Annotated in this window: 14 protein-coding genes; 5 read left to right on the top strand and 9 right to left on the bottom strand. The window is 38.0% G+C overall.

Translation table 11 applies throughout. The features are described from left to right. Positions 1 to 115: 115 nt before the first annotated feature. The 8 genes from MKX97_RS04255 to MKX97_RS04220 all read right to left on the bottom strand — a co-directional run bounded on the left by MKX97_RS04255 (position 116) and on the right by MKX97_RS04220 (position 9411). Positions 116 to 835: an alpha/beta hydrolase gene (locus tag MKX97_RS04255; protein ID WP_342537052.1), complete on the bottom strand. Its 720-nt coding sequence runs from the start codon at positions 833 to 835 to the stop codon at positions 116 to 118. Continuing rightward, entirely contained in the window at positions 835 to 1491 is a 657-nt protein-coding gene (locus MKX97_RS04250; RefSeq protein WP_342537051.1) for a cupin domain-containing protein, read from the bottom strand. The genes MKX97_RS04255 and MKX97_RS04250 overlap by 1 nt, the downstream gene beginning before the upstream one ends. Positions 1492 to 1512: 21 nt before the next feature. Next, a complete protein-coding gene (locus tag MKX97_RS04245) occupies positions 1513 to 2937 on the bottom strand; it encodes an aldehyde dehydrogenase family protein (RefSeq protein ID WP_342537050.1) in 1425 nt (474 codons plus the stop codon). Next, positions 2934 to 4136, bottom strand: coding sequence for an iron-containing alcohol dehydrogenase (locus MKX97_RS04240; RefSeq protein WP_342537049.1), 1203 nt, complete (start codon positions 4134 to 4136; stop codon positions 2934 to 2936). Before MKX97_RS04240 ends, MKX97_RS04245 begins: the two co-directional genes overlap by 4 nt. Positions 4137 to 4201: 65 nt before the next feature. Then, positions 4202 to 4972: a glucose 1-dehydrogenase gene (locus MKX97_RS04235; protein ID WP_342537047.1), complete on the bottom strand. Its 771-nt coding sequence runs from the start codon at positions 4970 to 4972 to the stop codon at positions 4202 to 4204. 23 nt (positions 4973 to 4995) lie between these two features. Then, positions 4996 to 6012, bottom strand: a complete 1017-nt coding sequence (locus tag MKX97_RS04230; protein ID WP_342537046.1) for a LacI family DNA-binding transcriptional regulator — start codon at positions 6010 to 6012, stop codon at positions 4996 to 4998. A 933-nt stretch (positions 6013 to 6945) separates the two neighbouring features. Beyond that, positions 6946 to 7845, bottom strand: a complete 900-nt coding sequence (locus MKX97_RS04225; RefSeq protein ID WP_342537479.1) for a 3-hydroxyacyl-CoA dehydrogenase — start codon at positions 7843 to 7845, stop codon at positions 6946 to 6948. Between the two features lie 96 nt (positions 7846 to 7941). Continuing rightward, positions 7942 to 9411 (bottom strand): methyl-accepting chemotaxis protein, encoded by a 1470-nt coding sequence (locus MKX97_RS04220; protein WP_342537045.1) that lies wholly within the window; start codon positions 9409 to 9411, stop codon positions 7942 to 7944. 429 nt (positions 9412 to 9840) lie between these two features. On the opposite strand from MKX97_RS04220, the gene MKX97_RS04215 reads away from it, so the two are divergent. The 5 genes from MKX97_RS04215 to MKX97_RS04195 all read left to right on the top strand — a co-directional run bounded on the left by MKX97_RS04215 (position 9841) and on the right by MKX97_RS04195 (position 14815). Then, positions 9841 to 10041, top strand: coding sequence for a hypothetical protein (locus MKX97_RS04215; protein WP_139365958.1), 201 nt, complete (start codon positions 9841 to 9843; stop codon positions 10039 to 10041). 451 nt (positions 10042 to 10492) lie between these two features. After that, the gene (locus tag MKX97_RS04210) at positions 10493 to 10705 is read left to right on the top strand and encodes a DUF3311 domain-containing protein (protein WP_078817292.1); all 213 of its coding nucleotides are present in this window, start codon (positions 10493 to 10495) and stop codon (positions 10703 to 10705) included. Between the two features lie 18 nt (positions 10706 to 10723). Continuing rightward, positions 10724 to 12133, top strand: a complete 1410-nt coding sequence (locus MKX97_RS04205) for a sodium:solute symporter family protein (protein ID WP_342537044.1) — start codon at positions 10724 to 10726, stop codon at positions 12131 to 12133. A gap of 37 nt (positions 12134 to 12170) precedes the next feature. Further along, the gene (locus tag MKX97_RS04200; protein WP_342537043.1) at positions 12171 to 13124 is read left to right on the top strand and encodes an AEC family transporter; all 954 of its coding nucleotides are present in this window, start codon (positions 12171 to 12173) and stop codon (positions 13122 to 13124) included. 14 nt (positions 13125 to 13138) lie between these two features. After that, positions 13139 to 14815 carry an amidohydrolase gene (locus MKX97_RS04195; RefSeq protein WP_342537042.1) on the top strand — a complete coding sequence of 559 codons (1677 nt, stop codon included), beginning with the start codon at positions 13139 to 13141 and terminating at the stop codon, positions 14813 to 14815. Positions 14816 to 14853: 38 nt separating this feature from the next. Here MKX97_RS04195 and MKX97_RS04190 read toward each other — a convergent pair whose 3' ends face one another. Then, positions 14854 to 15573, bottom strand: coding sequence for a GntR family transcriptional regulator (locus tag MKX97_RS04190; RefSeq protein ID WP_342537041.1), 720 nt, complete (start codon positions 15571 to 15573; stop codon positions 14854 to 14856). Positions 15574 to 15709: the final 136 nt, after the last annotated feature.

Here is a 15709-nt window from a genome sequence, read left to right as displayed (position 1 = left end):
TATTTTCCTCCTGTAACCATATTATTGTCGCAATAGATTACATCGCTTTAAATGAAAACACATTTATTATTCCAAAAACTGATTATGCTTTGACTCTTTCAATCCACTTAGTACCCTAGAACTCTACTTTCGGTTTTGTAATCCATTCCTTTAAGAGTTCATATACAACCTCAGGTTGCTCCATTGTTGTTAGATGACCTGAATCCTCTACTATTTTCAAACTGGCATTTGGGATTGTATCCGCCATATATTTTGACAATTCTATTGGACACACAATGTCCTGTCTTCCAACGATAACTAGAGTGGGGCATGTGATGAAGGGTAGAACAGTAGTTTGATCTACCCTTTTTTTCAATGCTCTGAGCTGATTAATATAGCCTTCTTCTCCCATTGTATCTGCCATTTTAAAAATGGTTTCCACTAATTCATCGTTAGATTGTTTATCAGGATGTATTAAAACCGGCAGCAGATAATCCTTCACAATTTCACCAAATCGTTGGGTTTGAATCATGTCTAGAAAGCTGTTCCAATTGGAGATTTGCTCTTCTTTTGGAGGAAATGGGTTTGTATCAAGTAGAGCTAGTTTCAACACCCTTTCAGGAGCCTTACGCACAATTTCAAGTGCGACCATCCCACCAAACGAAAGACCAGCAACAGCAAATTTATCGGGCATTTTTGACAGTATCTCATCCGCCAAAGCCTCTATAGAATCATGTTTTGAAAGTTCGCCAACTGTTATGTTTACTTCGTCTTCTAACCCCTGGATTTGAAACTGCCATAGCCTGTCATCGCATAATGTACCTGGAAGTAATAGTAACGGAATCTTTTCTACCATTATTTTTCTCCCATTTTCAATTTATCGGCAATCTCCTTCTCCAGTTCGTTAAAGTTATCCGGCTTTATCATCTTTCCTAATTCATCTGCGTGAAAGCCATGCTTTGCCGCTTCTTTAATAATTTTTGGCGACCAATATGGGTCTTTCCCTTCAAATACCTCGTGTTGTTCTAGGACTGCGAATAACCAAGCATCTTCTTCACTAATATTCTCAAACCCTCTCCACAATCCAGGTGGTAAAGAAATGTAATCCCACTGTTCGATAATTGTTTCTCCTTCTATTTCATCTGGACTATTTCCCCAGTAAAATCGCCATTTTCCTGTTAGCGGTAAGAAAGATTCGATATAATCGTGCGTGTGGTAAGCGGGCCCATTTCCTTTAGGTGCTTTCACCATACCTATTTGAAAGCCATGTGGTTCTGTAATTTCTGGTGTGAAGTTATCATTCTCACTTGCTGTGTCACCAACTAAAGTGTAGTTGATGCGTTGATGTCCCGGAATGATACTATCAATAAACATTAGCGGAATACCTTTAGGTCTTAATTCATCAAATCTCACTATCCAATTGTTTTCCATCTCTTCATTTGTAATTACCTTTTTTTCTTTAGATTGGTTTGTCATTAAAAACTCTCCCTCACATTTTTTTATTTTCAACATAAATCCTACTGAATAATAAGTTTATAGATTAAAAACAGCTAATTTTAATTCAGTCATCTCTTCCATCGCATACTTAATGCCTTCACGCCCCGTTCCACTATTTTTTACTCCTCCATACGGCATTTGATCTACTCTAAATGAAGGAATATCATTGATAATGACGCCTCCGACTTCAATTTTGTCAATAGCCTGAAACGCCTTTTCAAGGGATGTTGTGTAAACGCCTGCTTGAAGACCATATTGTGAATCATTTACATTGCTGATGGCTTCTTCAAACTGATCATAGGTATGGATAACCACTAACGGAGCAAACGCTTCATTACAGTTAATAGATACGTGAGCCGGCGTATTTACTAAAATGGTTGGTTCAACTATTGAGCCATGACGCTTTCCACCAAAAATAATATCTGCTCCTGCCTGTACTGCTTCTCGAATCCATTCTTCCGCCCGTACCGCCTCCTTTTCCTGAATTAAAGCTGAGATATTGGTAGTTTCTTCTGCTGGATTACCGATAGTCCAACCTTCTAGAGTTTTTAGCATAGCTTGGCTAAATGTTTCATATAAATCTTTTTTAATATAGATTCGTTGTACTGAAATGCATACTTGTCCCGCGTAAGTAAAAGCACCTTCCACACAGCGATCAGCGATAGCTTGAATATCTTCCGCGTCATCTATAATGACCGCCGAATTGGATCCAAGCTCTAATGTCGTCTTTTTGAGTCCTGATTTCGCTTTAATGTCCAAGCCAACTTCCAAACTACCTGTGAAAGTGATCAATTTAATATCAGGGTGAGTGACTAACAAGTCCCCCACTTCTCCGCCCCTCCCAATCACTACATTTAAAGCTCCTGCCGGCAAGCCTGCACTTTCAAAGATTTCTGCTGTTTTAAGTGCACTTAAGGGAGTTTGTGAAGCGGGCTTTAAGACTACTGTATTCCCGGCAGCAAATGCAGGTCCTAGCTTATGAGCAACTAGATTAAAGGGAAAGTTAAACGGAGTAATAGCTCCAATCACACCAAGCGGCTCACGCTTCGTAAAACCCAACTTTCCCTTTCCTCCTTTTGCTGCATCCATAGGAATCATCTCACCTGTTAATTGCTTCGCTTCTTCTGCTGCAAATCGGTACGTTTCTATAGTGCGCAAAATCTCTCCCCTAGCTGCTATTAAAGGTTTTGCATTTTCTTGAGTGAGAATAAGGGCACATTCCTCCAGTTGCTCTTCGAATAGGTCAGCTACTCTTCCAAGAATTTGTGATCTTTCAAGAACAGTTAGCGCTTTCATCTTTTCTCGCGCTTTCTTAGCTGCTTCTATCGCTTCCAGAACATCATCTTTTGTAGAGAAAGGTATATGGGCAACTACCTCTCCGCTGAATGGGGATTTCAATTCATAGGAAGTTGCTCCTTGTCTCCACTCCCCATTGATAAACATTTGTTTTTTAGAAATCATCTTTCTTTGACACCGCCCTTTCCGTAATATGCATTAACATAGATCTGCTTTATAGTTTCTTCGGAGAGTTTATACGGTGTATTAGCTAGCAACCTCTCGACTTTTGAAGCACTTTCCGCCAGTTCAGCCAATGAATCTTCAGGAATATCCAGGTCTTTCAACTTGGTGGGAAGATTTAAAGTTCCCAATAGTTCAAATAAATATTGAACCACGGTTTGCAATGCTTTAGCTGGCTGATGGGAATAATCCCCGAGTTGCAAGTATTCAGCAATCTCTACCATTTCTTGCGTACATGTTGTTCCTATTTTTTCAAACACATATGGCATCAATAAGGCATTTGCTACACCATGCTCGATATGATATTTTCCACCCAATGGATATGCAAGTGCATGGACTGCACCCACCCCTGCATTTGCAAGGGATACTCCTGCCAATGCACTTACCCAGCCCATGCCAGTTCGCGCCTCTAAATCAGATCCGTTATGAACCGCCCGAGTAATATAATCCGGAAAAAGTCGCATTGCTTTTTCAGCAAAAATCTTTGTCAACGGCGTAGCTCTAACAGAAATATAGGACTCAATCGCATGTGTGAATGCATCTACTCCTGAAGATGCCGACACGCGGGGCGGGCATGAAAGTGTTAATTCAGGATCGATAATTGCCAAGTCGGGCAGTAAAGCTGGACTAACAATCCCTCTTTTTAATTCTTTCTCTTCGTCACCAAATATCGCATTCATAGTTACTTCCGATCCAGTACCAGAGGTGGTCGGCAGGAGGATACAAGGCGTTTTACGTGTTTCGATCTGTTGAGAACCATCTAAAAAAGGCTTTATATTTTCTACCAGCAGTAGCGCAGCCGCTGTTTTTGCTACATCTAATGCACTACCTCCACCAATGCCAATGACAAGATCACAGTCCTCCTTTCGCAATTTTTCAGTGACATTTTCAACCAATTTAAACGTAGGTTCTCCTGAAATATCGGTAAATGTATAAATAGGTACATTTATTGGTCCTAAAACATCTTTCAATTTATCTACCAAGCCAGCATGAGCTACTCCGTTATCACTAACAATTGCGATTTTTTGAGGAGAGTATATTTTTAATTCTTCTGCTAAGTTTTTATGCGCACCGGAACCAAATTTAAAATTACCCGGCATTCTGAAGTCAGGCGCAATAGATGTCACATTTGTAGCTATCATTCACTCAACCACCTAATCTATTAAATTTCGGAATACGTATTCTCTAAATGGCAAAAAAATAATTTTTACCAAACGGTCCATCCGCCATCTACTTTTAATGTATGTCCTGTAACCATGTCTGAAGATCGTGATGATAGATATAAAATTGCTCCAAAAAGATCTTCTGATTTAGCTAAACGGCCAAGTGGAATTCGGCTTAATATTTCACTTTTAAAATGATCTTCTTCAAACATTTTTTTTGTCATTGGCGTTTCAATGAATGTTGGTGCTACAGCGTTAACATTAATATTATAAGGTGCCCATTCGATGGCTAATGCTTTCATCATCTGCGTTACGCTACCCTTACTTGCACAATATGCAGCGCGATCGTAGTAACCAACAAACGCCATTTGAGAGGTAATATTTACGACTTTTCCTGCCTTTTGTTCTTGCATATATTTGCCGACTTCTTTTGTCATAAAGAATAGACTTTTCACGTTTAAGTCCGTTACCAAATCCCATTCATGTTCTGTAATCTCCAGAGCAGGTTTTGGTATATTCATGCCAGCGTTATTAATTAGAATATCGATTCGCCCAAACTCCTTAATTACTTGATCAACGATATTGGGAATAGAGGATATTTCCATTAAATCAGCCGAGATAGCCAACGCGCGCCTTCCTTTAGCTTGTATTTCTTCAGAAAGCTCATAAAGTTCTTGTTTATTTCGAGCAATAATAGCTACATCAGCACCGGCCTCTGCCAGGAATAAAGAAATGTCTCTTCCAATTCCTTTACTTGCTCCGGTAATTACTGCAACTTTTTCGGACAAACCAAACATTGATTGGATGCTTAGCACTAATATGCAACCTCCCTCTAAAACTAGTTGTTCTCCCTTATAGATCTTGTTGTAGATCGTAAAATCAGCTCAGGCTCTAAAATAATTTGATAAGGCAAGTCATCATTATCTTCATTAATAATATTTAATAGCTTTTTTAGTGCCAATTCAGCCATCTTTTGTTTATTTTGAGATATAGTCGTCAAGTTTATATGCGGATTGGATGCAATATCGATATTATCAAAACCAACAATAGAAAAATCAGCCGGGACATCAAATCCTATTTTCGTTAAAAGGTCAATGACAATCATTGCAAGTTGGTCGGTTGCCGCATACAAACTTGTCGGAGGATTCTTATTAAATAAGATCTTTCTTAAGAATTTCTCAATTTCAAGTGAATCTGTATTTCCGCTGTATACAAGGCCAGGATCTATTATCAAGTCATGGTCTGTAAGCGCTTTCTTATACCCTTCATATCGTTGATGAAATGTAGAGAAATTTAAAGATCCCGAGATATAAGCAATTCTACTGTGCCCTAGTTTTACTAAGTGATCTATTGCCAGCCATGAACCTCGCTCATTATCTATAACTACATATGGCGTCCCCTTATCATCTGTATGTCGATTAAATAGAACAATCGGGAATCCTTTTTTCTCCAAATCTGTTGTGATGGTATCATGTCTATCAACTGAAGCAACCAATATGCCATCTACTCTTCTACCAATCATGTTTCGTATTGCCCACTCCAAGTTCTCCAAACGATAATCTGTGTCAGATATAATTACATCAATTTCTTGTTCTCTAGCATTAGTAATAACTACTTTAGAAACTTCAGAAAAAAATGGATTCGATATGTCACCAACAATGAGACCTATCGTTTTGGATTTTTTTGATACTAAACTTCTGGCAATTAAATCTGGATAAAATTCTAATTCTTTTATAGCCTTCAATACTTTGTCTCGAGTTTTTTCACTAATTGCAGGATAGTTATTCAAAACCTTTGACACAGTTGATTGTGAAACACCTGCTTTTTTTGCGATGTCTATTACTGTTACTCTCATCACGATCCTCTTCCTTTAACTACATTTTTTTACCAGAAAGACAGCAATAGAGAATACGTATTCCGCGTAATATTTAGAACTATAGATGTTTTCTAACTAATTGTCAATAATGAAATATATGAATATTTAAATTATATTTGAATATTATTCTAATTAAATACAAGAACACTACTTAACAAAATAACACTTGCTAATTTTGAGTTTACATAAATTATGAAAGCAAATAATTACTCTTAATAGTTTCATATTAGACTTGCCAACGAATTGGTTTGAGTTAAAAAAGTGCTGTCTTTTTAATAGTGGGCCTGCCACCAACACATTCAGAATCCAAAGAACTAATGCAAAGTCCCTTTCCTTCGTCAACATTTTACCGCATTATCATTTACTACAGAGATAGTAAAATCTTTACTACAGGGGTGATGATAATGGCGAAAAGAAACCGGGGGAAAACTTTAAAATGGCTGCCGTCCAATGCGCGTGGATACTGCCCGTTATGTGGACGTAAACGAATAAAGCTGTTGTATTCTAGTAAAACTGAATCTGCTCAAACTTTAACTGTCTGTAAAAATTGTCGACAAAAATAAAGATATGCACGCTGTCCTTTGCCCAGACTAGGCTTACCTAATTGCATTAGACAGCGTTCATCATCTTCGTACTGACCTTTGAGTGATGCAAATGTCCGTCCCACACGGTCTCTTCGCAAGCTCAAACCACACATATACCGTACTGTCAAATCCATGTAGCAACAGAACTTGAGGTTCGGACCCTCCATAGGATCCTCGCCCTATTGTAAGTAATAGACGATAAGATTTACTCCAAATTTTATGTACTTTTCTATTTCGATGGACGCCCCTTCTTTCTTGCCCAGTGCGATATTTCGAACATGAATTAACAAAAAAAGGACAGCTAAAAAGCCATCCCTTTCATATAATCTTATCCTTTTAAGAAATCTGGTTGTGCAAAAGCAGGGTTGGGATATTTATAAAATCCTTCGCCTGTCTCCCTACCAAGTTTTCCTTTATCGATATAATTTTCTTTCATCAAATCGGCTACTTTTTGCGCTTCTGGGTTTCCGGTTGCTTGAGCTTTTGCCGATACAATATGGTAGGCAGTCGTTACGCCGACGATATCCAAAATGGCAAACGGACCTAAAGGAGCGCCTGTCCCGATCATCCAAGTCTTGTCAATCGTCTCGACATCTGCAACTTCTCTTGCGAGCAATGTCTGCGCCGCATCTAAAAACGGCACTAAAAGTGAGTTAAGGATATAGCCTGGCTGCTCTTTATGCAATGGCAATGCTACCATACCGATCGCTTTTGCGAATTCAATCACTTCATTAAACACCGATTCGTCCGTTCCCGGATGTTTCATCACTTCAGCCGTGTTATTTTTCCAAATTTCATTTGCAAAGTGAAGCGCTAAAAACTTCCCGGGGCGTCCTGTCGCTTCTGCAAACTGGCTTGGCAATAAAGTCGATGAGTTCGTTGCGAACACTGTTTTTTCAGGTGCGACTTGTCCTAGTTTCTCGTAGAAATCCGTCTTAATGCTGACTACTTCAGGAATCGCTTCGATCACAAGATCTGCATTTTCAACAGCCTTTGCAAGATCACTATTGAATGAAATCCGTTTAAGTGCCGAATCTACAACCGCGTCTGTAGCATTCAAATCCGCTTTATAAACATCTTTCAATTTGTTGATGCGCTCTTTCGCCACATTCAAAGCCTCGTCATTAATGTCGTAAACGGAAACGTTAAAGCCATGAAACGCTGTTTGATAAGCGATTTGGCTTCCCAAAACGCCACTGCCTGCCACTGTGATATTTTTATATTCCATCATTATTTACCCCTTTCAGCCTATAACTCTTGAACTACTTTTATTATAGGACAATAATATTCCATTGACATCTTTTTTGCCTGCAACTTACACTCATTATTCCTCTTTATGCAAAGAAGTAACCTGTTGAGCAGTACTATCCATTTCCTCTGCTACTATCCGGCTGTCGGAAGTCAAATTGTCGATGATCTTGCTCATTTCTAGTAAATTGGCTGAATTTTCTTCAACAATTGTCGCAAAGTTGTTCGTCGAGTTTTCGATTTCCGTTGATTGCTCAATCATTTCAGTGGAAGAGGATGTGAATTGGACCAGCTCATCATCCAAATGCTGCAGTGTCGAAGCAATCTTTGAAATCTGATTTGAAACCTGTTCCGTCGTCAGCGCATTTTGTTCTATCTTCTCGCTGCTTTCCGTCATCTTTTTAAACGCATCGCGATTGCTGTCGTTCAGTTCTGACAAATTGGCTGTGATTTTTTCCGTCGTCTTATTCGTCACTTCAGCCAATTTCCGGATTTCATCAGCGACAACCGCGAACCCTTTGCCCGCTTCCCCGGCCCGCGCGGCTTCTATTGACGCATTGAGCGCAAGCAAGTTGGTCTGTTCCGTGATTCCTTTGATGAGAGCGGCGAATTCATTTGTTTCATTTAACTTATTGGATAACGAAAGATATGTCTTATGTAACTCGGCAATATTCTGCTTCAACATCATCATGTCCGCTGAAAGGATATCAATTTGCATGTTCCCTTCAACTGCCACTCCGTTTGCTTCGCTCGATTCCCTTTTCAACTCATTCGCTAAATCGAATAGAGAAGAGATGCCATCTTTCATGGACACCGTATTTTGCGCAATGGTTGAAATTTGATCAGCCTGCGACTGGCTGCCGTCCGCCATCTCTTCCACAACAGATGACATATTGCTCTGTGACGTCATATTTTGCTGAATGCGCAAATTCATGCCCGAAATGCTCTCGATAATTCCCGTCACATTCTTGTCCAAAATAGCTTTTTCGTTTTCTTTCCTTTTTGCATCTTCAGCAAACTCTTGCGTAAAAGCTGCAACTTGTCTGAATTGCCCGGTCGTCAATCGCATTATGGCAATGAACATGAACCCAAGCAGAAGGTATAGGATCAAGGTATAGGCGAATAATTCTCCGACCATCTCCTCGGCACTCACCATACGGTTGACGATAAGCAATACTAAACCATAAGCATAACCGAAAATAAATGGTTGCAACTTCAACTGGACAGCAGAGAAGATGGCGAGAAAAATGCTAATGATTACTGCTTTCATGCCACCGTCGAACAGAACGCTCCCGATCAATGCAAACGTAAACACATTGAAAATGACCGCATAAGCATACCACTCCGCCTTATGTAACCACTTACTGAATAGGAAATAAAAACCGACAACCCCTAAAAAATCGAGACTGTATAAAATCGCAGTCCCAGTGTCTTTAAACGCTAGAGCCTGCATAACCGCAATAAACAGCGAGATACCCATCGTGATCGCCATTACTCGGTTCTTCTTCATTACATCTTTTAATACTAACTGCTCGATTGACTGCATTATCTAGCCTCCCTAAATTCCAATCCAAATTCTTATATCGGTATAATTTTAAGTTTTTAAAGGCTTAGGTAATATGTAATGCTATTCTAATAAAATATTTGATAGGAAGGGTGTGAGGAAAACCCTTATTAAGGTGTATTAAATCGCTAAAATTTAAAAACAAAATCCTGCACTGTTGAGCGAGCCCATTACGTCAGACCAGAGATGAGCAGTTTGGGAGCAAACATTTATGTTATTTTGCCGTTGAATGACCAGGGTAATTGGACAGGGATAAAAAGCGGACAAGCCTAATGAGGACATGGTTTCTAAATCGTTTTTGGGAAATGAATCTTCTTTCAACAAATATCTAAATATTAAAAATTATATAAAGGTGTATCCCCTGCTGTTGAAATGTTATTCATATCCTTGTTCGTGAAGATGAAGGATTTATTGAAGTTAACTAAAGTTGTCTCAAAGGCGCGTGAGTCCTTTCAAATACTTGAGCAAATACTAAAATTCGATATTCATAAGGGCAAGGAAGGTATGTTTGAGGATTTGACTCGCCGTACGATGCTGATCAGTATGGTGGCGACGAAGACAATAAACATTCATAATCTTCCGGGATATTTTAGTGGCTTCCTGCGGAAATAGATTGATGAGACGCTTTTTAAGGATATCTATCAGGATTATACGGTTCCTGTTAGTGATGATAGGTTTTATAAGTTTGATGGCCGTAATTGAAATGAAAATTAGATCAAGTGGATGAATTGAAGGGTTGAATAACTCTCCTCCCGCTTTTTAGTTTTTTAAACAAATGTTGAATTATGTGAAAACCGATTACTGAAGTGTACGGAGAACAGCATACAGTTTCAAAATTAACCATGTATATAGCCTGTATTCCTATTCATACTTCAGCTTTCCTTACACTCAAATTTCCTTAAAAAACAATTCTAAAATATTTTTTATCAGTTTATTCTATGTATTTTTTATTTTCAGAAATGTTATTGACTCTTTTATTCTTTTAACTTATACTACTAAAAACACAACTGGTACGGACATCATGATGAATTGAATTTACTTTGTAATAAAAGGAGGAGATAAGATGAAATTGAAGACAGCGCTAAATGTGTTAATTGGATTGGTAATCCCTTTTGTAGGTGTTATTGGGGGTATCTTAGCATTTAGAAATTCTGAACAATTCGTTCTAGGGTTTCCAATCTTATATTTCTGGATGTTTTTATGGTTTATTTTGACTTCAATTTGCATTTCACTATCATGGCACTTCTTTGACAGCAAAGAAGTAGAATTAGATTGAGAAGGGCGGAGATTATAGATGGCAATTGTAATATTTAGTGGTATTTTAATTTTCTCTTTATACTTAGCAGTTCGATCTTCGAGTAAAGCGAAAAAAGGAAATATGGAAGATTACTTGGTCGGGGGACGATCATTTAATGGTTTCATCTTATTCTTCTTAGCAATTGGAGAAGTTTACAGCATAGGAACGATTATTGGCTTTCCGGGCGGTATCTATGCAAAGGGTGTTGGTTACGGCCTTTGGTTCCTTGGCTATATTTTATTAGCTTATCCAATTGGTTATTTCTTAGCACCTCTAATTTGGCGAGCAGGTAAGAAATACAATGCGATGACAGCTCCAGATCTATTTAAAAGTCACTTTAAAAGTAGACCATTGGAATTGATCGTCGCTTGTTCATATTTAATCTTCCTCATACCATGGGGACAATTGCAATTTGAAGGCTTAAATGTCGCATTAAATGCCTTGGGATTTAATCTTTCCCCTAGTCTGGCTGTATTTATAGCAGGCGTGATTGCTTACTTGTATATATCTGTATCTGGAGTCAAGGCGCCTGCTATCATTTCAATCTTGAAAGATATATTATTGTTTGCTGCGATTATTATTGTAGGTGTAGCCGCATTTAGAAACCTAGATGGCGTTCATAATCTATTTTCAGCCGCTAAATCTCATGGTACATCATTATCATTTACCAATACTAGTGATTTGACCTTTTCCGTAACCACAATCATTTTTCAAGCAGTCGCTTTTTATTGTTTACCATTTATTGTGACGGTCGTATTCACAAGTAAATCAGAAAAAACGATTAAGCGCGCACAAAGATTTATGCCTCTTTATATGCTAATGTACCCATTCTTAATCGCTTCATCTTACTTTGCACTTGTTGGTCTTCCAAACGTCGATAATCCAAATCATGCGTTTATTGCCACGGCAATTGAATTATTACCATCTTGGGTTGTCGGCATAGTCGCTGCTGGTGCCGCGTTGTCAGGCTTATTAGTACTTGCTATCACTTCATTAGTTGTGGGTGGTATTTTTACTCGTAACCTTATGCCAGGTATCCCTGAAAACAAACAAAGAAAGTGGTCTCAATTTGTAGTAATTGGTTACCTACTTATCTCGATGGTTTTAACTGTTGGAATGCCAAGTTTGATGCTCCACCTTGTCAATACTGCCTATTTCGGTTTCGGACAAATCTTACCCGGACTTTTGGCTATTCTATTCTCCAAAAGTGCAACAGCCAAAGGAGTGGGCGCAGGTATTATTGCAGGAATCACTGTCGCATTGTTCCTACAATTCACTGGCATAAGTGTATTTGCAATTAATAATGGTCTAGTTGCATTAGTTTTCAACTTTGTTGTAACAATTATTGTTAGTTTGTTGACGGCAAGTAAGGTTCGCTTACTAACACCAATGGTGAACATAAAATGAGCATACGATAATTGGATGAATTTAGGATGTGGTTCGAATGCAACTAAGCACAGTATTTAATTCAATAACTCTAATTGGAATGATGATCGTAATCGGTGTTGCACTTGCCCGAGTAACACCGATTAACGAAAGTACTAAGAAAACGTATACACTACTTATTGTAAATGTAGCTATGCCCTGTATCATTCTTTCTAGTATTTTTAAAGTCAATATTGACCAATCAATGTTGAGAAATATAGGAATCGTCTTAATCCTTTCCGTTGTTATTAATACGATCGGAATTGGAATTGGATGGGTTTTTGCTTCTTCATTTTCCGGTAACCGTAGGCTTCGACAAGAGATTGCTCTTTTATCCGGTCTAGGGAATACAGGTTTTATCGGGATTCCTTTATGCGCTGCAATACTTGGACCTGAAGGAGCGCTTTATGCAGCTATTTTTGATGCAGGTGTGGATATCGTAATTTGGACAGTAGGTGTCATGATATTAAAAAATTCTTACGCCTTCTCGATAGTCAACATAAAATCGCTCATTAATATTCCAATTGTCGCAATAATCGTAGGCTTATTATGTACATTTATAAATTATCGGCCTCCTGAAATTTTCATTGATTTATCTAACCAGTTGGCGGCTTTAGCATCTCCCCTAGCAATGTTTTATATTGGCTTATTGATTATGTCTAAGAGTGAAAATAAAAGTGCAATAAAAACGACAAATGTAAATATCTTTTCTCCTATTTTCTCAAAGTTAGTAGTATTACCGATAATTACACTTTCTATTATTAGTATTTTACCGATTCAGATGGATGTGATGATCAATAAAGTGCTGCTCATTCAGGCAATGATGCCTTCACTAACGCTATCATCCATTTTATTTACAAAGTACTCTAAAGATGAGGTGTTTGGAGCATTTGCTACCGTTATGTCAACCATAATTTCGTTAGTAACGATTCCTTCGCTAATTTTGATATTCATAAAATTTAAATACATGTGAGGAGAATGAATGCCATGATACAAGTGGACAGACTATTTAAAAATGCAAACGTTTTAACGATCGACGAGGAAAACAATCATGCGAATGTTGTAGCATCCTATAATGGCAAAATCACAGGAATATGGACCAATAGTGAGTTCAATCTTATAAAAAAAGAGATTGAGAAAGACGATAAACTCATTGTTCATGATTTAGAAGGCCAGACGCTCATTCCTGGTTTTATTGATACTCATAACCATTTACTTATGTATGCACTTAATAAAAACCAAGTAGACTGTTCTTCACCAAAAAATGAAAGTATCGAGGATATTCTCAACAACCTTCGAACACATCACAATACACATTCGGATGGCAGCTGGATTATTGGGTACGGGTACGATGATACCTTGCTAAAAGAGAATAGACATCCTACTCGTCATGATTTGGATAAAGTAAGTACGAATCGTCCAATATTTATAAAACATATCTCGAATCATTTAGCAGTCGCAAACTCCTATGCACTCAAGCTTGCGGGAGTTGATGAGTCAATTGAGAATCCTGAAGGCGGCCATTTTGGAAGAGAAGAAAATAACTCCCTGAATGGAGTGTTATTTGAACCTTCAGCAATGGATATAGTTTATAAGCACGCTCCGATTCCAACAGATGAAGAAGTTATTAAATTAATGGGACTCGCGTCAGAAGACTATTTGGCACAAGGCATCACGACAAGTTCAGATGCAGGCGTAGGTTTAGTATTTGGCCGGCCCGAATATGACTTGCATATGGTCGCATTAAAAGAAGGTGCAAACCAACTGCGTATGCGTCTAATGATTATGTATGATTTATTATTGGAAGGTGGCCCATTTGAAAAATTTCACGCTGAAGAATTACGAGAAAGAATTTTGAAAGACTCGAATGGGAAAGCAAAGTTAGATAGTGCCAAGCTATTTCAAGACGGTTCTATTCAAGGGTTGACTGGCGCATTGCGTAAACCTTACTATTGTGATGACGAGTTATACGGTGAATTAATTTTTCATCAAGATACTTTAAATTCTTATGTCCTTGATTTCCATAAGCGTGGTTTTCGTGTTACAACGCACGGAAATGGTGATCAGGCAATTGGCTCGATTATTGAAGCGTACAAATTCGCCCTTAATTCCAATACGAAAATAGACCATCGACATCGCATTGAACACGTACAAACCGCTACTGTAGAGGACTTGCAGGAAATGAAAAAACATGATATCGCCGCCTCTTTCTTTATCAATCATGTGTACTATTGGGGGGATCGTCATAAACGAATATTTTTAGGACCTGAAAGAGCAGAACGCATGAACCCCTTAAAAGATGCCTCAGATTTAGATATGCTTTATACATTACATTCAGACTGTCCAATCACTGCCATTTCCCCCTTATTTTCTATCTGGGCAGCGGTTAATCGTATTACACGGGAAGGTAAGGTATTAGGAGAAGGCCAAAAGATAGATGTCTTAGAAGCTATAAAATCAATGACTATATATGGAGCACGATTAAACTTTGAAGAAGACCTTTTAGGTAGTATAGAGGTTGGAAAATTAGCGGACTTTGCTGTACTTGATCGAGACCCTACTGCAATTGATCCGTTAGAAATTAAAGACATTTCAGTTGAAATGACTATTATAAACGGAGAAGTAATTTATGAAAATACAAAACAAGTTGCAACAAACTTATAAATAAAAAAGAAGACTCCCATTTAGTGAGGAGTCTTCTTTTATTTACCAGCCCTTGCTGACTTAAAATGAAGTGAATATAACTCAGGATTATAATCAGCTATACAATATTCAACCAAATCACCATTCACGTCATATACAAATCGCTCTAAGTGTAAAGTATAACAATCTTCAGGAAGATTAAGTAATTCCGCATCTTCAATTGATATTTTTTGAGCGGTAATCTTTTCATCAGCTTCATGAAGCCGAATAGACAGTTCTTTCTCCATTAAATCATATAGTGTTCCATGGCTAATATCTAGATTTGCCAATTGTAGACCTATATTAACAGGATAATACTGTGTTTCGATCGCAAGTGGCACCTCATTTGCATAACGAACACGCTTAATCAGATACGCATTCTCTAAAGCAATCGCCTTATTTAATTCCTCAGGAACTACTTCAATTCCATGTCCAATTAGTTTAGTACTAGGAATCTTGTTCATACGCTCAATCATTTCAGTTGTACTAATAAAATTCCCCTGCCAATAATGAACAGGATGTCTTGAAATAAATGTTCCCCTACCATGTTTTTTTTCTAGTATTCCATCGATAACTAATTGTGAGATAGCTTCTCGAACAGTGCTTCTGCTAACATCATAAGTTTCCATTAATTCACGTTCACTTGGTATTTTCTCTTCATATAGACCTTGCTTTATCTTTTGTTCTATACTCTTTCTAATTTGTATATGAAGTGGCACAGGACTGCTAGGATTGATCACACTAATTACCTCCTCAGAGTTCACAAGGAAAAATTTCCTACGTGCCTATATACTTATATGATACCTTTTTAATCCATGAGTGTCTAATTTCCGTTGGGGCAAATGTTTTATTACGCTAATTAGGAAGGCCTAATTT

It is taken from the genome of Sporosarcina sp. FSL K6-3508 (genome assembly GCF_038615825.1).
GTDB classification, from domain to species: domain Bacteria; phylum Bacillota; class Bacilli; order Bacillales_A; family Planococcaceae; genus Sporosarcina; species Sporosarcina newyorkensis.
This window is presented reverse-complemented; position numbering and strand designations above follow the sequence as displayed.